The organism is Saxibacter everestensis, from assembly GCF_025787225.1.
Classification (GTDB): domain Bacteria; phylum Actinomycetota; class Actinomycetes; order Actinomycetales; family Brevibacteriaceae; genus Saxibacter; species Saxibacter everestensis.
The window spans coordinates 3,332,095-3,351,742 of sequence record NZ_CP090958.1 but is presented as its reverse complement, the minus strand read 5'-3'; the positions used below and the strand labels follow the sequence as shown (position 1 = coordinate 3,351,742).

The window sequence follows — 19,648 nt, the reverse complement described above, 5'->3', positions numbered from 1 at the left end:
GTAGATGCTTAAGACAGCAACCTTGGTGGAGCCCCAATGCGTCTCATCGATGACCGTGTCATCATCTCGGCAAGCGACGTCGTCGATTCCGCGACGTGTGAGTTCGCGCTGCTGCGGAAACTCGATGGACTCCTAGGTCGTGCACCGAAGACAGAGACCGAGCCCGATGAGATGCTCGCGCGCACCGCAGAATTGGGTGCTGGGCACGAGCAGCGGGTGTTGTCCGCCTTCAGGGAGAAGTACGGCATTTGGTCGCCGGATCGAGCTGGCGGCGTCTACGAAGTCACCGGCGGTTCCGGTGGCGGCCTCGGCTATCTGCAGAAGCTGCACGATGAGACGTTGAGGGCGATCGAAATCGGGGCCGACGTCATCTACCAAGCGGCGTTCTTCGACGGCGAATTCAACGGACGTGCCGACTTCCTGGTCCGCGAAACAAACGCGGCCGGACATAGCCAGTACGCGGTCTACGACACCAAGCTCGCCCGGCACGCCAAGGTGCAGGCGCTGATCCAGCTTGCCGCCTATGCCGACCAGCTGCATCGCGCACGCATCCCAGTGGCTCCCCAAATGCACCTGCTGCTTGGCGACGGTTCGACGGCATCGTTCCCGGTGGCCGATATCGTTCCGGTCTACCACGAGCGCCGCCGAAACCTGCTGGCCGTTATCAAAGCGCATTGCCGGCAACCGGCCGTGACCTGGGGGGACGGTGACATTGCCGCGTGCGGCCGTTGTGCCACCTGTGAAGCGGAGGTGGAAAGGCACCGTGACCTGCTGTTGGTAGCGAACATGCGTGTCTCGCAGCGCAAGAAACTGATCAGGGCCGGCATCGGCACCATCGATGATTTCGCCGCCAGCCCGAATCCAGTCAGGGGAGTCGCAGCCTCGTTGTGGCACCAGGCCCGAATGCAGTGCGGCACGGCCGAAGCCGACGGCTCGATCGGTGGGGTGTCCTACTCGGTCCACGACGCCAACCGGCTGAAAATGATTCCGCCGACCAGCCCCGGCGACATCTTCTTCGACTTCGAAGGCGATCCACTCTGGACCGACGGACGCACGAATGACTGGGGTCTGGAGTACCTGTTCGGCGTGGTCGAACAACCCGACAAAGCCGGGGACAAGCCAATCTTCAAGCCGTTCTGGGCTCACGACCGCATCCAGGAAAAGCAGGCGCTGAAGGACTTCCTCGATTACGTCGTCGCGCGTCGGCAGGCGCACCCCGACATGCACATCTACCACTACGCGCCCTACGAGCGCACCGCGCTGCTGCGGCTGGCAGCCCGGCACAACTACGGGGAAGACATCATTGATGACCTGCTCCGCGGCAACGTGCTGGTCGACCTATATGCCGTGGTGCGAAAGACCCTGCGAATCTCTGGCAACTCCTACAGCATCAAGAAGCTCGAACCGCTCTACATGGGCGAGGACCTGCGCGATGCCGACGTCAAGGACGCCGCGGCATCAGTAGTCGCCTACGCCAACTACTGCCAGGAACGAGAAGCAGGGAACTCCCAGGCGGCAGAAACCCTGCTGCACGGCATCACCGAATACAACGAAGACGACTGCGTCTCCACGCTCCGCCTGCGCGATTGGCTGCTGAGCCTGGCAGACCAGAACGGCGTGCAGGTCGAGGCGCGCGGCTCACACACCATTGCTGGCGCGGAAAGCGAACTACCCGCAGGATCTGAAGAAGAGCCGGTGCATGATCTGGCTGACCGGCTGTTTGAGGCTGCCGGTGAACCGAGCGAACCCAGGACACCCGACCAGCAGGCAATTGCCTGCGTCGCGGCGGCAATCGACTTCTACAAGCGCGAGGCGAAGCCATTCTGGTGGGAGCACTTTAACCGGCTGAGCGCTCCGATCGATGAATGGGAACAGAACCGGGATGTTTTCGTCGTCTCGGAACCTTCCGCGCTGCTGGGCGGCTGGGAGAAGGAAACCCCGCGTAAGAATCCGTCTCGTCGGCTGAAACTGACCGGGACCTGGGCTGAAGGTTCCACCGTTACCGTGGGTAGCCCCGTTTGGGGGCTATATGATCCGGCGCCGGAAGGGTTGAAGGTTGGCTCGGATGCCGGAGTTGGCTGGGGACAAGGCTTCACCGTGGAGGCAATGGCGACCGACGCGCTCGGCCGCGACTTGCTGACGCTTCGCGAATCATTGCCGAAAGTCGTCGGAGAGTACTCTGACTTTCCGTTCGCGATCGTGCCCGGCGGGATCATCCAGACCAAGTGGCAGGAAGAGTCGGTTCGGCGCTTCGCCGAGTTGGTCGCTGCAAGCCTGTCAGACCTGCCGGCCGACTGCGCGTTGGACATTCTCCGACGCCAGCCGCCACAACTGCAGGATGCCGAGCCGCTGCCCGTCGTCGTCGGCGGGGACTACATCGCGGCGCTGACAAACGCCATCCGGCAACTCGACCGTTCCTACCTCGCTGTGCAGGGCCCACCCGGGACTGGAAAGACGTACACCGGGTCGCACGTGATCGCGGCGCTGGTCAGCGACGGCTGGCGGGTGGGCGTTGTCGGGCAGTCGCATGCTGTGGTCGACAACATGCTGCGCGGCGCGATTAAGGCAGGTGTCGACCCGGACCGGATCGGGAAGAAGTCCAAGGCGGGCGATGAGCGGCAGTCACCGTGGCGCGAGCTGTCCGCGAACGGCGATTGGGCCGACCTGCTCTCCGATGGCGGCTGCCTGATCGGCGGCACGGTCTGGGACTTCGTGAACCCGAACCGCTTCGACAGTGAAGTGCTGGATCTACTCGTCGTCGACGAGGCCGGTCAGTTTTCGCTTGCCAATACGATCGCCGTCTCGCGGGCCACGACTCGGCTGATGCTGCTCGGGGATCCGCAGCAGCTTCCGCAGGTCAGCCAGGGGCGCCACCCGGAACCGGTCAATGAGTCGGCGCTCGGCTGGCTGGCCGAGGGGCACGACACGCTGCCGCCGGAATACGGGTACTTCCTCGCCAACTCGTGGCGGATGCATCCGGCGCTATGCGCCCCGGTCTCCGACTATGCCTACGACGGGCGGCTCGAGTCCCAGGATGCGGCCACCCATCGGTATCTCGACGTAATCGAGCCGGGAATCCACCCTGTATTCGTGAATCATCTGGGCAACGCCACCTCGTCGGACGAAGAGGCGGTCGAGGTGGTCCGGCAAGCGACGGCTCTGTTGAACGGAAAGTGGACGTCGGATGCCGAGGCCGAACCGCGCCAGATGACGCAGCACGACGTGCTGGTGGTCGCCGCCTACAACGCCCAGGTCGGAGCCATCCGGCACGCCCTCGATGCTGCCGGTCTCGGCGAAATCCGGGTCGGCACCGTCGACAAGTTCCAGGGGCAGGAAGCGGCCGTGGTCATCGTCTCGATGGCGGCTTCCTCCGCCGACGAGGTGCCGCGCGGCATGGAGTTCCTGTTGTCCCGGAACCGGATCAACGTCGCGGTGTCTCGTGGGCAATGGGCGGCAATCATTGTGCGCTCGCCGGCGCTGACCGAGTACCTGCCCGCGACACCGCATGGGCTCGCGGAGCTGGGCGCGTTCATCGGGCTGTGCGGGGCTAGGCGAACCGTTCCCGGGCACGCTCGTCGGTAGTTCCGTTGAAGCTAAATCCGACCACACTACTGGGCCACATTGCCGGAATGACGGCATAGATTTCTGGGCCCGCGTTTGATCACGACGGCCAGTTCAGTTGGTGAAGATTCCTGAGATCTGTGTGAGACTGCCGATGAGGTGGTACTTGAGCCGCTCGAGTGCTTCGTCGACATTGAACTCGGCCAGGGCCTCGGCTATATGGGCATGCTCGTCGATGGCGTCGCAGGGCCGCCGACGGACAGCACCGAACATAGCGATCCCGATGCGAACTTGCCGATCATGCAAGGTGTTGTAGAGCTGAGCGAACTCGGTGTTTCCAGTCGCTTTGACGATAGTCCAATGGAATTCCTTGTCGATGCGGATCATATCGACGATACGGTTTGGATCCTCGTTGAGGACGGTTCGTTGCTCCTCCACGAGCCGGAGCAGTTCGTCGGTGACCATGATCCGCTCCGCACAGATCCTCTCGACCCCGTGGCCTTCCATTACGAGGCGTGTCTCCGCCTGCTCTCGAATATTGCGCAGCGTGATCTCTGGAACTACCGCTCCGCGGCGCGGCAGGATATCGAGGAGTTTCTCGCTGTGCAGACGGAAGAACGCTTCACGGACTGGGGTCCGGGACACGCCGGTGGCAGTGGCAACCTCGGACTCGGTGATGATGGCGCGTGGCGGGAGCTCAAGCGTCACAATGAGGTCCTTGAGATACCTGTACGCATGGTCCGCTGCTGTGACGGAGGGATCCCGAACGCCCGGTGGCAGCGTGGTCGACGTCGTCCAACCACCGAACCGGGCGCTCGCGGTGTCGTGAATTTGGTTCATCTACTCATTGTGGGGCACCGGGAGAAACCGTGAACCTGCGATTGATCAAACTCGGATTGGTCGCACGGACCTGAGCCACTCGTTCCGTCATGATCGTGGCCGTTGCAATCGCCATTGCCGATTCCCCGGCGTTGGCGACGACTACGCCCATCGGGTCGACGATCATGCTCTGTCCCGCACAGGACGGGCCTGTCTGCCCACAGCCGGCGAAGTAGACGGTGTTCTCGATCGCTCGGGCGCGGATGAGGGTTTCCCAGTGGAACTCCTTGGCGGGCCCCGCCACCCACGCGGCAGGAAGAGCAACGAGGTCGACACCACGATCTGCGACCCATCGAAATATTTCGGGAAAGCGGAGATCGTAACAGGTGAGGGCGCCGATCGTGACCCCGCCGATGGTGAAGACGAGCGGGGAGTCGATCTCGGCCGGGGTGACCTTGTCCGATTCCTTGTATCCGAAGGCGTCGTAGAGGTGGATCTTCCGGTACACCCCGTCGAGCTCGCCGCCGGGAGTGACATGTACGAGCGTGTTGAAGGGTCGGTCGGTGCCATTGTCCTCGGTAAAGCCGACGAGGACGTGGACGGAATGAGTCTTCGCCGCGTCCTTGACGGCGGTGACGAATCCACCGTCAAGCGGCTCGGCGTAGTGGACGTCAGGTGCTTCCTTGCCCGGGTCAGAGTACATCGCATTTTCGGGCAGGACGACTAGCTGCGAGTTAGCGCTCGCCTCACCAATGAGAGTCGTTGAGGCCTTGGTGTTCGCGGCGACGTCCCGACTCGCTTCGTATTGGGCAACGGCCACAGTTATAGCACTCATGCCACGGAGCTCCCTTCCTTGAAACGGGCGGCGGCACCGGACCATTCGGCCAGCGAGGTGCCATTCCTGATCTGGTCCTTGAGCGCGGGTTCGGCTTCTTCCTTCTCCTTAAGGATCGCGACGACCTCGTCGATCTCGTCCTCCTTGAGCACGGCGATGCCATCGGAATCGGCGAGGATCGCGTCGCCCGGCACGATCACGGTCCCGCCTACGGTGACGGGGACATTGATGCTGCCCTCGACGCCAAGGATTCGGGTTGTTCTAGCCGACACGCCGCACGAGTAAACAGGCAGACCGAGTTCACGGACTTCGTCGAAGTCGTTCATCGCGCCTGCGAGTACGACGCCTTCGGCCCCGCGGGTTCTCGAGGTAAAGGCGACCATTCCGCCGAAACTCGATCGATCATCTCCGGATTGCTCAACCACGAGGACGTCACCTGGGCGCAGGTAGTCGGCAGCCACATGGAGGGCGGTTGAATCAAGGTGGGGCAGACGGACGGTCACGGCCGTGCCTGCGAAGGAGATGGGGCGGAAGTTCGGCGTGAGGCCGAGGACGAAGCCATAGTCGCGGAGGTGGCCGAGCGTCGAGGTCTGGACCTCGAGAAGGGCGGCGCGCCGCTCAGCGCTGATCTGAGCGGGCATGGGATTGTCGGTGAACATCGGTGTCCTTTCGCAGGGGGTGAAGCCGGCGTCGTTGTCGGCGATTCCGACAACGATGTCGGTTCAAGAGAAACCGTGGATTGTGGTGCTTCAAGTGACCAGGCTTGCTGCACGAAACGGTGTGTACGTTCGGTATACACGTGATGTACACGGTAGCCGACCAGTTCATCATGGGGAAGAGGGAAACGGAAAAAAGCCCTTGCCCTCGCTCCACGCCTCTGTGTAGCATCGTCGCAACCAGGCATTGCTGGCATGAAGCGGAACCAGGATCACAGGCATCGGAGCCTGTCGAACCGAAGGAGTTCCGTCATGTCAACGAAGACACTTCTCGCCGCGGCTACGCTTGCGGCGTCCCTAACCGCTGTTGTCGGATGCAGCGGGCCAGATTCCGGGGCCGACGCGAACACCGAGGTCAATATCCTCGGTTATGCCGCACTGTTCGAAGACAAGTACACCGAAGCGGTCATCTCGAAATTCGAGTCCGAACACGAGGACATTACCGTCAACTTTGTCCCCGCGCAGAACAGCGCAGAAATGCTCGGAAAGCTTCGGAGTGAGAAGTCCAATCCCACGATCGACGTCGCGATCCTCGATACTTCGGTGGCCAATACTGGGGTCAGGGAAGGCGTGTTCTCCAAGATCACCGAGGAAGAAGTCCCTAATCTTGCCAATGTCGTGGACATGGGAAAGAACCCGGACGGTTACGGGCCAGCCGTCACGTTCGACAACCTCACTGTGCTGTACAACACGGAGAAGGTGAAGCAGGCTCCGACCGGAACCGAGGATCTGTGGAATGCCCCGAACAGCACGGTGGCCATACCAGCGCCGCCGGACATCCAAGGCATCGCGCTTACCGTGCTTACTGCGAACAACCTCGGCGACGACTACAAGAAAGACATCGGGCCTACGATCGAGAGACTCGGCCAGCTCGCTCCGAAGGTCAATACTTGGGACCCGCAGCCAGACGTCTACCAGACGGTGACCTCCGGCCAAGCCTCGTATGCGATCGGCTGGAACGCTCGTTCGCAGATCTTCAGCGACGAGTCCAACGGAGCATTGGGCGTCGTCCAGCCGGCTGATGGGATCGCCTTCCAAATCAACACGATCAATGCCGTGGAAGGGGCAACGAACCCTGATGCCGCGCGAGAGTTCATCGATTTCGCACTGTCGAAGGAAGCGCAGGAGTCATTCGCCTCGGCGATGTTCTACGCCCCGACCGTATCCAACGTCGAACTCCCTGCTGACGTGCAAGAGCGCGTCGCAAGCCCGCAGGACCCCAACATCGTCGACATCGACTGGGTCTGGATGGCCGACAAGCGCGACGCTTGGACCGACCAGTGGCGCCGGGGAGTGATCGGAGGATGAGTCAAACCATGAATGCCGATACAGCCCATCTCTCAATCCGCGGGCTGCGAAAAACCTATCCGAATACGGCCAACCCCGCAGTTGACGACGTCAACCTCGATGTCGACAAGGGCGACCTCGTTGCCCTCCTCGGGCCATCCGGCTGCGGAAAAACGACGACCCTACGGATGGTGGCAGGACTCCTCGCCCCCACCGCAGGACAGATCGTGGTCAACGGCAGGAACGTCGTCTCCACCCCCGTCCACAAACGCGGCATGGGAATGGTATTCCAGTCCTACGCGCTGTTTCCCCACATGAACATCGCCGAGAACGTCGCATTCGGGCTGCAGATGCGCAAGATGCCGAAAGCAGCGACCAAGAAAAAGGTCACCGAGACCCTCGACATGGTTCAACTCGGCCACCTGCGCGCACGGCGCCCCTCGGAACTCTCCGGCGGACAGCAACAACGCGTAGCCCTGGCCCGGGCGCTCGTCATCGAACCGACCCTGCTTCTCCTCGACGAACCGCTCTCCAACCTCGACGCGAAGCTGCGTGAGGCAATGCGGCACGAGATCAGAGCAATTCAGAAGCGATCCGGGACGACGACACTGTTCGTCACCCACGACCAGGACGAGGCCCTCGACATGGCCGATCGGATCGCAATCCTCAACAACGGGGTAATTGAGCAGTACGCCGCTCCCACCGAGGTCTACGATCGGCCAGCCACCCGGTTCGTCGCCCACTTTGTGGGAAAGGCGAACTTTCTCGACGTCACGGGGGCTACAGCGAGCGCGCCGGACCGCTACCGGGTGATGACCCCGAGCTTCGGGACGCTCGAGGTGCCCGGGGTGAGGGGGCTCGACCTGAGCAAGGCAAGCCTGGTCGTCCGCCCACACAGGATTGCGGCCGCCCGGGTCACCGAGACAACGGGAGACGATCTCCCGAACGGCATCGGTGAAGTCATTGAAACCAGCTACACCGGCAACGTGCAAAGCTACTCAGTGCAACTCACCGGCGGGCCCGTGATCCGGGTCGACCAGCTCACCGACTCCGTGCGTGGTCTGCGCCTAGGAGACTCTGCGCGGATCTCCTTCCACCCAGACGAGGCCTACCTCGTGGCGGACAGGTGAGGAGATGGCGATGACTATGACACGCGTAGGCGCCCCTGACCGACCCGAAGGATTCCGGCAGCGGGCGAAGTGGGAGCTCCTCGGTCTGCTATTGCCCGGCGTCCTCGGGCTACTCCTCGGATTCATCCTCCCCATTCTCGTGATGCTGCGAATGTCGCTGAACACGAACGCCGCAGGCGGGCAGCTAGTGAGTTCCTTCAGCCTGGCCTCGTACCAAGCCGCACTTGCCGATCCCTTCTACTGGCAGGTCATCGGGAACACGCTGTTACTGGGGTTGGGCTGCGGGCTGATGGCAACCGTCCTCTCCTACCCGCTCGCCCTGTTCCTCATCCGCACCACGTCGAAGTGGAAGGGCGTGCTCATCGCGCTCGCGATCGCGCCTCTGCTGACCTCGGCGGTGGCGAGAACCTACGGCTGGATCGCAATTCTCGGCGATCAAGGCGTCATCAACGACGCGCTCTTATCGATCGGGTTCATCGACACGCCGTGGCGCCTGAGTAACAATCTGTTGGGTACGACGATCGCTCTCGTGGAAATCCTCATGCCCTATTCGATTCTCGCTATGGTCTCCGGGTTCGGGCGGATCAACTCGTCGCTCGAGGACGCGGCCGGGTCGCTCGGGGCGTCGAAGCTCAAGACCTTCTTCCGGATCACTCTGCCGCTGTCCCTGCCGGGCGTGTTCACGGGGTTCCTTCTCGTGTTCGTGCTCGCAATCAGCTCTTTCGTCACACCGCGGCTGCTGGGCGGCGGACGCGTGTTCATTCTGGCGACCGAGGTGTACAACGAGGCGACGCAGACACTGAACTGGCCGCTCGCCTCGGCACTTTCCGTCATCCTGCTCGTGGTGTTCGGGGTACTCGTGGGGATATATCAGCGCGCCATTGCCAAGTTCGAGGACAGGTGAGACCCAGTGTTCAAAGTGTTAAACCGAACCGTCATCACGATCATTTATCTCTTCCTGCTCGCCCCGATTATCGCGGTGGTGCTCATCTCGTTCAATGGCTCGGCCAGGCTTTCGCTTGATCTCGGGGCGCCGTCCTTCCAGTGGTACGTGAGCATGCTGACCAATCAGGGGTTCATTGAAGGGGCAAAGGTCAGCTTCATCACCGCGGTGGCCGTAGCGAGCGTCGTCCTCGTCATCGGGGTGCCGATAGCGCTGGCGATAGCGCGATACGAGTTCAAGGGGAAAACGCTGATCTCAGGACTGTTCCTGTCCCCACTGCTCGTGCCTACGGTGGTTTTAGGGCTCGGGTTACTGCTCGTGTTCCAGCCAATCGGCTTAACGGGAACCTACCTGGGAATCGTCATCGCGCACTTCGGGATCACGGTGCCCTATGTCATCCGGACCACCCTCATGAGTCTGACAACTAGCGATGTCTCCTGCGAGGAGGCGGCGAAAGTTCACGGGGCGAATAGCTGGACGACGTTTCGGCGAATCACTCTGCCAATCATCTCCCCAGGGCTCATCGCTGGCGGAGTAATGGCCTTCATCATCTCCTTCGACGAGGCCGTCATCTCCCTCTTCGTTGCCGGCTCCGGCCGGACCACGCTACCGGTCGAGATGTTCCGTTATCTGCAATACCGGTCCGACCCGGGAGTCGCCGCGCTGTCCGTCATCCTGATCGCGATCTCCGTGGTTATCGTTATCGTGGTCGAGAGGGCCGTCGGATTGCGAAGGGTGATGAATAGTTGAGCGGGGTCGCGACGGCGGTCGTCGACGTGCAAATTGCCACTAATTGCACTTGGATGCGTCCGCTGGCGGGCTTGATGAAACGGGATGCTCAGCTTGAAGCATCGGCCAATAGAAGACGAGAAGCGACGCTAACGGCAGAAACCTACCGTTCGATCACCCGGTTGATGACGCGCGCCGCCTCCACGAGTTCGGCGCTATCAAGCGACAGCGGCGTCGGAGAGCCGACGACCTCAAGACCCTCGCGACTCCAGAATCCATACGTTGCCCAACGAGGATCGCGGTACGACCACCAGCTGATCCCGTCGTATCGGCCGGAATCGTACACGGCCCGCGCCCACCGCTGAGTCAAGGTGCGATCTTTGCTGACGACGGAGCTTGGCTGCAATCCCCAGTCGATCAGCGCGAACGGATCGTCCAAATTCAGTACCTCGGGTTCGCCTTCGTATTCAATCAGCGCGAGGGCGCTCCCGGCCGGGGTCGCGGGAGGTGGCTGCAGGACGGCCGGCGTCCACCGGGCGTAATTTCCTAGCCGCTCGGCGATCGCGGCATCTGGAGAATCGGCTGCGTAGAACGAGAGGTAGCTCCCCTCGGGGTCGTCGATTCGGCCGAATCCTTGCTCAGGCCAGACGTAAAGCGGGTGGCCATTGTCGGCAGCGGTGCGGGCGCTGGGGGAGAAGACACTTGCCCTCCAAAAACGCACCTATCCGTAGGCTTCCTGCTCATGGGCGCGAATCGCCTCAATCACTTGCTCACTGCCATGATTTCGGTAGACGTCGATCGGACGTGCGCCCAGTAGGGCGTTGGCGCCGCCCAACCAGAGTGACGCCTGCTCGGGCGTGAAAGCCGCTAGCAGGTGACCCACCAACCCCTCGAGATCCGCCAAAGCCCTTCTGTTGTTGGTATCGGGGCTACCCTCGCCACGAGCCCAACGACCGGGGCGATCTTTCGCAACTCCAAGAATGTCGGCGACCGCGTTGTTGCCCAGAGTCTCTATCAACCGGGTCACTGTTGCGGCTGGGCCGTAAGTGGCCGCGCCATGCTCCTTGATCGTGACCTTCTCGGCCGAAGGCCGTGAACTGCCGCGAGACGGAATCCGATGCCGCTGGGTCCGCGCCGTAACCGCGCCCTTCGGTGCGATGACGACACCATCACGCATCGGCAGCACGTAATCGTGGCCAAGCGATCGAACTATGACGGTACTTTCGACTGCTTCTCCGGCAGGAGTGTCTTCCGGAGAATCTCCGGAGGATCGGGACGCTGGAGTGGACATGTCCCAACAATAATTGTTGGGAAGGAGTATGTGCAATAGCGATCCAAGCGTCGTCGGCCCGAAGCCTAGCGCCGCAAAACCTCCGGCGATAGGTTGAGGTGATGGACTATCGCAGCCTCGGACGAACCGGAATGCACGTAAGCCCGCTCTGCCTGGGAGCGATGATGTTCGGGGCCTGGGGGGAGCCCGACCATGATGCCTCGGTCAGGATCATCCACCGGGCCCTCGACGCGGGGATCAACTTCATCGACACCGCGGACGTCTATTCACAGGGCGAGTCCGAAGAGATCGTCGGAAAGGCCCTCGCCGCCGGCCGCCGAGACGACGTCATTCTGGCGACGAAGTTTCACAGCCCGATGGACGTCGCGATGGGCGAAAGTGGCGGCGATCCCAACAAGCGTGGCAACTCCCGCCGCTGGATCATCCGGGAGGTCGAGAACAGCCTGCGGCGTCTCGGCACCGACTGGATCGATCTTTATCAGGTGCACCGCCCTGAGCGTGAGACCGAGGTCGAGGAGACCCTTTCGGCGCTGACCGACCTGCGGCAGCAAGGAAAGATCCGTGCGTTCGGCTCGTCGACCTACCCCGCCCACCAGATCGTCGAAGCACAGTGGACGGCCCAGCAACGCGGGCTCGGCCGCTTCGTCACCGAGCAACCGCCGTATTCGATTCTGGTCCGCGGTGCCGAAGCCGACGTGCTCCCCGTCGCCGAGCAGTATGGGATGGGCGTCATCCCATGGAGCCCGCTGGCTGGTGGCTGGCTCACCGGCCGTTACCGGAAGAGTCAGGAAGTGCCGGACAGCCATCGGGCCAAGCGAACCCCTTGGCGTTACGACATGTCCGCCCCCGGGAATCAGCGCAAGCTCGACGCCGCGGACGACCTCGCCCTGCTCGCCGAAGAGTCCGGGATCTCCCTGATCCACCTGGCCCTGGCATTTGTGATGCAGCACCCCGCGGTGACGGCGCCGATCATCGGGCCGCGCACCATGGAGCAGCTCGAGTCCCAGCTGGGCGTGGTCGACGTGACCCTCACGGCAGACATCCTTGACCGGATTGACGAGATCGTTCCGCCCGGGGTGACGCTGTCTGAAGGCGACAAGGGCTATGTAGCACCAGCATTGACGGACCCATTCCTCCGGCGTCGTCGAACGCCCTGATCGGCAGTCGAACGCCCTGCTAGAACGTAACGGTCCAGTTTGTTCCTAAGGGCCGCGTACATGGGAGGCGTCTGGAAGCACAAAGCGGACCGTTTCGCCTGCTAGCCGACCGTCGCCGAGGCAAGCAGCGCTGCGGCCACTTCCTCGGCCGCGCGCTCGCCGGAAGAAATTGCGCCATCGATATAGCCATTCCACTCGGTGGCTGTCTCGGTTCCGGCCCAATGGATCAGCCCCGCCGGTGTCCGCCAACCCGCTGTCCCGTGCTCGAACCAGGTTCCCGGTGCAGGGACTGCCGCGTATCCGCCGCCGGTCAGCTGGTCGGTCGGCCAAACCTTCTCGGCATAATCGACTACATCGGCGGCCGCTTCGCCGAAGACATGACGGAGTGTGTCGACGACGGCGGTGCGGCGGTCCTCCGGTTCCAGAGCGAGCCAATTGCGCAGCCGGTCGCCGTACACGAACGCAACCAGGACTCCCTGTTCGGCGTCCGGCGGTGAGTTATCGAAGACCACGCCGACCGGATGCTGGCCGTAGAGTGTGGCCTGGCCGGACAATCCGTCTGCGCGCCAGAAAGGCGTGGAATAGACGGCATGCACCTTCGCGACATCCCCCATCGGGCTGCGATGAATCCAGCGGTCGCGGGACATTGGCAAAGGCGGGTCGAACTCGAGTTTTGCGGTCGCCGGTGGCGGCGTCGCCAGCACGACCCGGTCGGTGTGCACCGATCCGTCGCGGGTGTGCACGATTGCGGTGTCGTCCCGGTGTTCGATGCCCAGCACCCTGGTGCCGAGACGCAGCCGGTCGCCGAGCGCCGCGGCGACCGCAAGCGCCGGATCCTGTGCCCCGCGGACGAACCGGCGCTCCTGCGCGCAGCCCTCTGTCTCCATCAGCTGCTCGTAGCTGCCTGCGCTGGCGATATAGAACAGCAGGTGAAACAGCGACAGGTCCCGCGGCTCACACGACCACACGCCCTGCACCGCGAGCGCCACCCGTCGTCGTGCGTCCCCTGAACCTACGGTGCGGTCCAGGAATGAATACACAGTCTCGCTATCCCACTTCTCAAGCTCCGGCGTGCTCGACGGATCGTCGAGCACGATCCGGCTCGAGAGATCGTTCAGTCGATCGATCGCCTCAAGATACTCCGCCATGCCGGCGCCCTGATCCGGCCCGATTCCCGTGTAGCGGCTCTTCGAGCCGTCCAGCCAGATATCGACGTGTTCGCCGACGTTCCAGGTCGGAAACGTTGGGCAATCGAACCTCTTGGCCCAGGCGTTGAGTCGCTGCTGCGTTGGTCCGACCCACTGCCCACCGTGGTCGACAACGATCGACGATCGTTGCTCGGACAGTACCCGGCCGCCGACCCGATCCGAGGCTTCGAGCAGGAGCACATCTATGCCTCGATCCTGAAGGCTCAAGGCCGCGGACAGGCCGGCGTACCCTGCTCCGACCACTACCGCGGGAACATGGCTGGGAAGTTCAGGACGTGGTTGCATGGGCCGATTGTTGCCGTAGATTGACTGGTCCGTCAAGTATCTATTCCCGTTCTCTCGGCTCAATCTCAGCTTCCAACAAGTGTTGGCAAACCCCTTGACAAGGTATGAGCTGCATCACACATAATCAATAACTAACGGGTCAGTCAACTATTGAGGTGAGGATCTGATGGACGCTGAGAGATTTGAGCGGGAGTTGGAGCGCAGGGTCGCGCTGCTCGAAGATGCCGACAGTGGGGAGGCCATCCTGCCGCCGCTTCCGGCTCGGGATCTGTGGCTTGCCGTCGCCGGCCTCGTCGTCATCTCGGTGTTCATGATCTGGTGGGGGTACCTCGGATGAGCGAGACGACACAGGGCCGGATCGACGAAGTCGCGGTCGATGCCTCGCTCAACGAACTACCACTGCTGCGCCGCGAACGGATCTGGGGTTTCTGGGACTATTCGTCGGTCAACGTTGGGCTGGCGATCGCAACCTGGGCCTTCCTGCAGGGCGGTGCGGTCGCCTACTACGTCGGAGTCAAGGCGGCGATCGCCAGCATCGTGATCGGCTATGGAATCAGCGTCCTGCTAGTTGCTTTGGCGCCGTGTATCGCTTCCGGCCGGTACGGCATCGAGCAGTTCGTCGGTCTGCGGAGCATCTTCGGCGCCAATGGCGCGCGAATCCTGATGATCTTCATGGCCGCACTGCTTGCCGCTGCCTGGTCCGCGGTGCTCGCCATCATGTGCGGACACGCGCTGGTGAACGTAAGCAACCAGTTGTTCAACACGAACATCAGCCTCAACAGCGTGGCCGTCAGCGTCGTTGCGCTCGCAGCCATCGTCGTCTCCTGGGTCATTCTGGCCCGCGGGCCCGTGTCGATCGAGTGGGTGAACAAGATCGTTGCCCCCGGCCTAGCGATTGTCACCGTCGGCATGCTGGTGCTTGTCTTCATGCACACCAGCTGGTCGGAGCTTGCCGCGATTGAGCCGCTCGCGCCGCCGGAGGACAAGCACCTGAACTTCATCCTGGCGATAGAGCTCAATATTGCGGGCGGCTTCGCCTGGTGGCCTAATATCGGCAACCTGTCCCGGCTGACCCGTTCGACCCGCTCGGCGTTTTGGCCGAACATGCTCGGCCTCTTTTTGGCCTCAGTTGTGGCGGCCATCGTCGGCGCTTTTGCTGCTCTGGCGCTGTCCTCGGACGACCCGACGGTCTGGATGGTGCCGCTCGGCGGCGCGGTTCTCGGCGTCATCGCCCTGGCCTTCGTCGGCTTCGCCAACCTCACCAGCATCGTGTCGCAGGGCTATTCCTCGATGATCGCGCTGAAAGGAGGCGGAGGTCGGCTGCTGCGGGCGGTCCCGTGGCCGGTCCTCGCGGCCTGCATCCTCGCGCCTGCCGCCGTCATCGTCTTCTTTCCGAGCGCGGTCTATGACAACTATTCCCGGTTCGTCTCATGGGGTGCGATCGTGGTGGCTCCGCTGTGCGCGGTCCAGATCGTTGACTTCTTCCTGTTGCGCCGCAGTCGCCTGCACCTGAGGGATCTCTATCACGAGGATCAAACATCGCGTTATCGGTTCTGGCGCGGTTACAACCCGTTCGCCCTCTTTTCGGTGGCCGCGGGCGCCGTCACCTATGCCTTGCTGCTCAATCCGGTCAGCTATGAACCGTCGTCCGCGTTCGAGTATCTGACCGCGTCGATGCCTGCATTCGTCGTCGCCGGGGTGCTGCATTACGTGCTCACCCGGGTATGCGTGCAACGGCTCGGCAAGGGCGGGTACTGATGCACGGCGATCGGGTCACCTTGACAGACCGGCTTGGTGGCGCCATTAGCGACACCGCCCGGCACGATGCCGTTAGCGACACCGCCGGCGACGCCGTCCGCTATGAAACGGACGGCCCGGTCGGACGATTGACCCTGAACAGGCCCGGACAGCGGAATTCGTTCACCGACGAACTGTTGCGCAGCTTGCTTCGCGCCGTGGAGCGGGCAGTCTCGGATGACACCGTGCGGGTGCTGCTGTTGACCGGCAGTGGCTCAGCCTTCAGTGTCGGCGGCGACCTCAATGAGTTCGCGGCCGGAAAGTTCAGGCCGGAGGGCGTCCCGATCACCGCCTCGGTCGAAAGGTTGCGCCGCTTCATGCATGCCTCGGAGCTACTTCGGCGAAGCGACAAGGTCACTATCGCCGCGGTCAATGGCGCCTGCGCCGGAGCCGGTTTCTCGATAGCCGCGGCGTGCGATATCCGGGTGGCATCCACGGATGCGGTGTTCCGGACGTCATTCCTCGATGCGGGCCTGTCTGGCGACTTCGGCGGAACCTGGTTGTTGACCAGGCTGCTCGGCGAAGCCCGGGCCAGGGAGCTTTACCTGCTAAACGACAAGATCACCGCCGAGCGAGCTCAGAACATCGGACTGGTTTCCTGGACCGAAGCGCCCGAACGGTTCGGTGTCAGGGTGTCCGTGCTGGCCGCGTCCCTGGCCGGAAAGGCTCCGATCGCCTTGCAGGCGATCAAAAGAAACTTCAACGACCTGCCGATCGACTTCGCCGACGCCTGCGATCTCGAAGCACGCCGTCAGATCGAGTGCGCATATACGGCCGACGCCGTCGAGGCGGCCCGGGCGTTCCTGCAGAAACGGCAGCCGGTGTATGTCGGCGGCTAGCAGCACCAGGACCCAAACCGAACAGCACCACACGAAAGTTGCCATGTTTTCAGCAAATCGAGGAATTTTGCATGTATCCGGATAGCCGAGCGCCGATAACTGGAGCTCAGCGTTCCGGTACACCACTCGGGGACTTAAGCGCATTCAGCGATCCAGCATCGGTCGCCATCGTCGGGGCCTCCGAGAATCAGGCGAAATGGGGCTACTGGCTGGCCAGCGGGGCGCTGACCGGCAGGCATCGCCGCACGGTTCACCTAGTCAACCGGCGTATCGACTCGCTTTTCGGTCAACGTTCATACCCGAGCCTCTCCCAGCTGCCGGACGTCCCCGAGCTGGTTGCGCTCTGCATACCGTCGACCGATATCGCCGACTGTGTGTCGGAAGCGCTGCCACTCGGCGTACGCGGATTCCTTGGCATTGCCTCGGATATTCCGAATGAGCCACAGCTGGCGGCAAGCATTAGGGCGCACGGCGCGCGGCTGGTCGGCGCCAACAGTCTGGGAATCTTCGACTCGTCCACGGAACTCCAACTGGCCTGGGGGCAGTTCACCCCCGGCCCGATGGCCATCGTCTCCCAGAGCGGGCAACTGGGGTCGGAGCTGGCGGTGCTGGGCGCTCGCAGCGGCATCGGTGTATCCAGGTTCGTTTCGATCGGGAATCAGACGGACGTCACCGCCGCCGAACTCCTGAGCGAGTTGGCCGAGCACGAGCCGACGCGCATCATCGCGCTCTACCTGGAGAGCTTCACCGATGGCGAACTCCTGTTCGAGACACTGCGGACCTTGCGTGCATTGGGCAAGCCGACGCTGTTGCTCACAGTGGGGGCCAGCGCCGCGAGCAGTCGACTGGCCCGCTCGCACACCGGCTCGTTGACCTCGGCGCTGGATGTGGTTGACGCGGCGTGCCGGGCCGCCGGGGTGTTGCGGGTAAGCACTCCTTCCGAGCTGATTGACGTTGCTCGTAGCTATCTGGCCGCACCATCGCTAGCCGGCTCCCGGATCGGGATCATCGCGGACAGCGGGGGACAGGCCGGCATCGCCGCCGACGTGGCCAGTGCCAAGGGGCTCGCCGTTCCGGCCTTCGACGATGCCGTGACCGCAGTCCTTGAAGATGTGCTGCCGCCAGGTGCATCCAGCAGCAACCCGGTCGATCTGGCCGGGGTCGGTGAACGCGACCTGTCCAACTACGTGACCGTGGTCGAACGGTTGCTCGGGTCCGACCAGATCGATGCAGCGCTGCTGACCGGATACTTCGGCCGGTACGGCACCGACAATCCTGACCTGGCAGAACATGAGGTCGACATCGCGAAACGGCTTGCGGCCGTGGCCGGCGCCGCGGGCAAGCCGCTGATCGTGCACAGCATGGCCGCCGACGCTACGCCGGCCGAGACGCTGTGGGCCGGCGGCGTCCCGTGCTTTGGCGCAGTTGAGAAAGCGCTGGCCGCGACGTCAGGGCTTGCCGGTCTGAACCGCAAGGCCCGCACGCCGGTAGCCATGTCGATTCCGGATTCGAACCCTGCGCTCCGGACCGGCTATTGGGCCGCCCGGGAGCTGCTGGCCGGAATCGGCGTGAGCTTTCCGCGGGGCTTCCCGGCCGCGACCGAGCAGCGAGTTGCCGAGCTGATATCCGACATCCGGGCGCCGTTCGTGCTTAAAGCCGGCTGGCTCGAGCACAAGAGCGAGGCGGGCGGAGTCGCGGTCGGCATCGAGGATCGCGTCCGCCTGGTCGAACTGTTCCAGGGTATGCGGGGCCGGCTCGGCGATGGCGAATACGTGATTGAGGAGCAGGAAACCAGTGATTCGGGAGTTGAAATCCTGGTCGGTGCCCGACGTGAAGCCGGGCTGGGTCCGATCATCGTGGTGGGCGCTGGCGGAACGGACGCCGAGGTGCACCGCGACGTGACCATCGAACTGGCTCCGGTGTCCGCCGACACGGCACTGGAGATGATCGATCGGCTGCGTTGTTCTGCGTTACTGGCCGGATGGCGCGGAAGACCCGGGGTCAACACGGCCGCGCTTGCGACGCTGATTTCAAAAGTTTCCCAGCTGATTGCCGCGCGTCCCGATATCGCCGAGATCGAACTCAACCCGGTACTGGTCACGCCCCACGCGGCGGTCGCCGTCGACGCGCTAATCGTCCCGGGCGGAGAACTAGCGCCCGACACAGTTCCGGTCGGAGCAGCCGCCCGGCAACCGGAATATTCGAGACCTGCCCACGAACACAACGAAGGAATAATGCAATGACCATTCTCGACACTTCAACTGAATTTGACGGTCAGGTCGCACTTGTCACCGGCGGCGGCTCTGGCATCGGACGCGCCATCGCGGTCCGCTGGGCGGCTGCAGGCGGCACAGTAGCGGTGATGGGCCGTCGGTCGGAACCACTCCAGGAAACCGTTCGGCTGGCCGAAGAGGTTGGCGGTGCCGCCGAGGCTATCCAGTGTGATGTCCGCGATGCCGACGCAGTCGACGCCGCCATCGACGGACTGGCCGAACGCCACGGCAGGCTGGACGCACTGGTGAACAACGCCGCCGGAAACTTCGTCACCCCGAGCGAGAACCTGTCGCCGAACGGTTGGAAAGCGGTGGTCGATATCGTGCTGAACGGCAGCTTCTACTGCACGAGAGCCGCGTCCCGGCACATGTTGCCGGCCGGCCGCGGGTCGGTGCTCAACGTCATCGCCACCTATGCCTGGCATGGGCACCCTGGGACGGTGCACAGCGCCGCCGCCAAGGGAGGCGTTGTCGCGATGGCCCGGACACTGGCGTCTGAGTGGGGAGCCCGCGGCGTCCGGGTTAACTGCATCGCCCCCGGCCCGACCGAGACCGAAGGCGCCGGTCAGGCTCTGTGGCCCAACGACGAGGCCCGCGCCCGGGTGCTGTCCAGCGTGCCGGCCGACCGCTTCACCACGCCGGACGAGGTCGCCGAATCGGCGGCATTCCTGCTCGGAGACCGCGCGGCGTACATCACCGGCGAGGTGCTGGTTGCTGATGGCGGGCAGTGGCTGGGTAAGGCCGTATACACGAATCCCTAAAAGATCACAGACTTACC

17 protein-coding genes are annotated in these 19,648 nt (G+C 63.2%); 11 read left to right on the top strand and 6 right to left on the bottom strand.

The genetic code is table 11. The annotated features are described in order from the left end of the window. Nucleotides 1–36: 36 nt before the first annotated feature. Complete coding sequence (locus LWF01_RS15800; RefSeq protein WP_349638325.1) at nt 37–3,582, top strand: TM0106 family RecB-like putative nuclease; 3,546 nt, start codon at nt 37–39, stop codon at nt 3,580–3,582. Between the two features lie 93 nt (nt 3,583–3,675). On the opposite strand, the gene LWF01_RS15795 is transcribed toward LWF01_RS15800, so the two are convergent. From LWF01_RS15795 to LWF01_RS15785, 3 genes are read right to left on the bottom strand one after another with little or no spacing between them, the layout of a single operon-like run. Further along, nucleotides 3,676–4,401, bottom strand: a complete 726-nt coding sequence (locus LWF01_RS15795) for a GntR family transcriptional regulator (protein ID WP_349638324.1) — start codon at nt 4,399–4,401, stop codon at nt 3,676–3,678. A gap of 4 nt (nt 4,402–4,405) precedes the next feature. After that, entirely contained in the window at nt 4,406–5,215 is an 810-nt protein-coding gene (locus LWF01_RS15790; protein ID WP_349638323.1) for a carbon-nitrogen hydrolase family protein, read from the bottom strand. After that, on the bottom strand, nt 5,212–5,874 hold the full coding sequence (locus LWF01_RS15785; protein ID WP_349638322.1) for an RraA family protein: 663 nt from the start codon (nt 5,872–5,874) through the stop codon (nt 5,212–5,214). Before LWF01_RS15785 ends, LWF01_RS15790 begins: the two co-directional genes overlap by 4 nt. A 309-nt stretch (nt 5,875–6,183) precedes the next feature. On the opposite strand from LWF01_RS15785, the gene LWF01_RS15780 reads away from it, so the two are divergent. Genes LWF01_RS15780 through LWF01_RS15765 form a run of 4 tightly spaced genes read left to right on the top strand, consistent with a single transcriptional unit; the run spans nt 6,184 to nt 10,041 of the window. Further along, entirely contained in the window at nt 6,184–7,239 is a 1,056-nt protein-coding gene (locus tag LWF01_RS15780; protein ID WP_349638321.1) for an extracellular solute-binding protein, read from the top strand. A gap of 8 nt (nt 7,240–7,247) precedes the next feature. Next, a complete protein-coding gene (locus LWF01_RS15775; RefSeq protein WP_349638320.1) occupies nt 7,248–8,348 on the top strand; it encodes an ABC transporter ATP-binding protein in 1,101 nt (366 codons plus the stop codon). Nucleotides 8,349–8,358: 10 nt separating this feature from the next. Further along, on the top strand, nt 8,359–9,252 hold the full coding sequence (locus LWF01_RS15770) for an ABC transporter permease (protein WP_349638319.1): 894 nt from the start codon (nt 8,359–8,361) through the stop codon (nt 9,250–9,252). A 6-nt stretch (nt 9,253–9,258) separates the two neighbouring features. Beyond that, nucleotides 9,259–10,041 carry an ABC transporter permease gene (locus LWF01_RS15765; protein WP_349638318.1) on the top strand — a complete coding sequence of 261 codons (783 nt, stop codon included), beginning with the start codon at nt 9,259–9,261 and terminating at the stop codon, nt 10,039–10,041. Between the two features lie 142 nt (nt 10,042–10,183). Here the strand turns inward: LWF01_RS15765 and LWF01_RS15760 are convergent, their stop codons facing one another. Continuing rightward, on the bottom strand, nt 10,184–10,741 hold the full coding sequence (locus tag LWF01_RS15760) for an RES family NAD+ phosphorylase (RefSeq protein WP_349638317.1): 558 nt from the start codon (nt 10,739–10,741) through the stop codon (nt 10,184–10,186). Then, nucleotides 10,742–11,311 (bottom strand): hypothetical protein, encoded by a 570-nt coding sequence (locus LWF01_RS15755; protein WP_349638316.1) that lies wholly within the window; start codon nt 11,309–11,311, stop codon nt 10,742–10,744. It lies immediately after the preceding gene. Nucleotides 11,312–11,412: 101 nt separating this feature from the next. On the opposite strand from LWF01_RS15755, the gene LWF01_RS15750 reads away from it, so the two are divergent. Continuing rightward, on the top strand, nt 11,413–12,468 hold the full coding sequence (locus tag LWF01_RS15750) for an aldo/keto reductase (RefSeq protein WP_349638315.1): 1,056 nt from the start codon (nt 11,413–11,415) through the stop codon (nt 12,466–12,468). A gap of 101 nt (nt 12,469–12,569) precedes the next feature. On the opposite strand, the gene LWF01_RS15745 is transcribed toward LWF01_RS15750, so the two are convergent. After that, complete coding sequence (locus tag LWF01_RS15745; RefSeq protein ID WP_349638314.1) at nt 12,570–13,961, bottom strand: flavin monoamine oxidase family protein; 1,392 nt, start codon at nt 13,959–13,961, stop codon at nt 12,570–12,572. 166 nt (nt 13,962–14,127) lie between these two features. Here LWF01_RS15745 and LWF01_RS15740 point away from each other — a divergent pair, with 166 nt between their 5' ends. From LWF01_RS15740 to LWF01_RS15720, 5 genes are all read left to right on the top strand, one after another. Then, complete coding sequence (locus LWF01_RS15740; protein ID WP_349638313.1) at nt 14,128–14,298, top strand: hypothetical protein; 171 nt, start codon at nt 14,128–14,130, stop codon at nt 14,296–14,298. Continuing rightward, nucleotides 14,295–15,719: a cytosine permease gene (locus LWF01_RS15735; protein ID WP_349638312.1), complete on the top strand. Its 1,425-nt coding sequence runs from the start codon at nt 14,295–14,297 to the stop codon at nt 15,717–15,719. Before LWF01_RS15740 ends, LWF01_RS15735 begins: the two co-directional genes overlap by 4 nt. Continuing rightward, complete coding sequence (locus LWF01_RS15730; RefSeq protein ID WP_349638311.1) at nt 15,719–16,597, top strand: enoyl-CoA hydratase/isomerase family protein; 879 nt, start codon at nt 15,719–15,721, stop codon at nt 16,595–16,597. The genes LWF01_RS15735 and LWF01_RS15730 overlap by 1 nt, the downstream gene beginning before the upstream one ends. Nucleotides 16,598–16,668: 71 nt before the next feature. Beyond that, the gene (locus LWF01_RS15725) at nt 16,669–18,840 is read left to right on the top strand and encodes an acetate--CoA ligase family protein (RefSeq protein ID WP_349638310.1); all 2,172 of its coding nucleotides are present in this window, start codon (nt 16,669–16,671) and stop codon (nt 18,838–18,840) included. After that, the gene (locus LWF01_RS15720; RefSeq protein ID WP_349638309.1) at nt 18,837–19,631 is read left to right on the top strand and encodes an SDR family oxidoreductase; all 795 of its coding nucleotides are present in this window, start codon (nt 18,837–18,839) and stop codon (nt 19,629–19,631) included. The genes LWF01_RS15725 and LWF01_RS15720 overlap by 4 nt, the downstream gene beginning before the upstream one ends. The last annotated feature ends 17 nt before the right edge of the window (nt 19,632–19,648 follow it).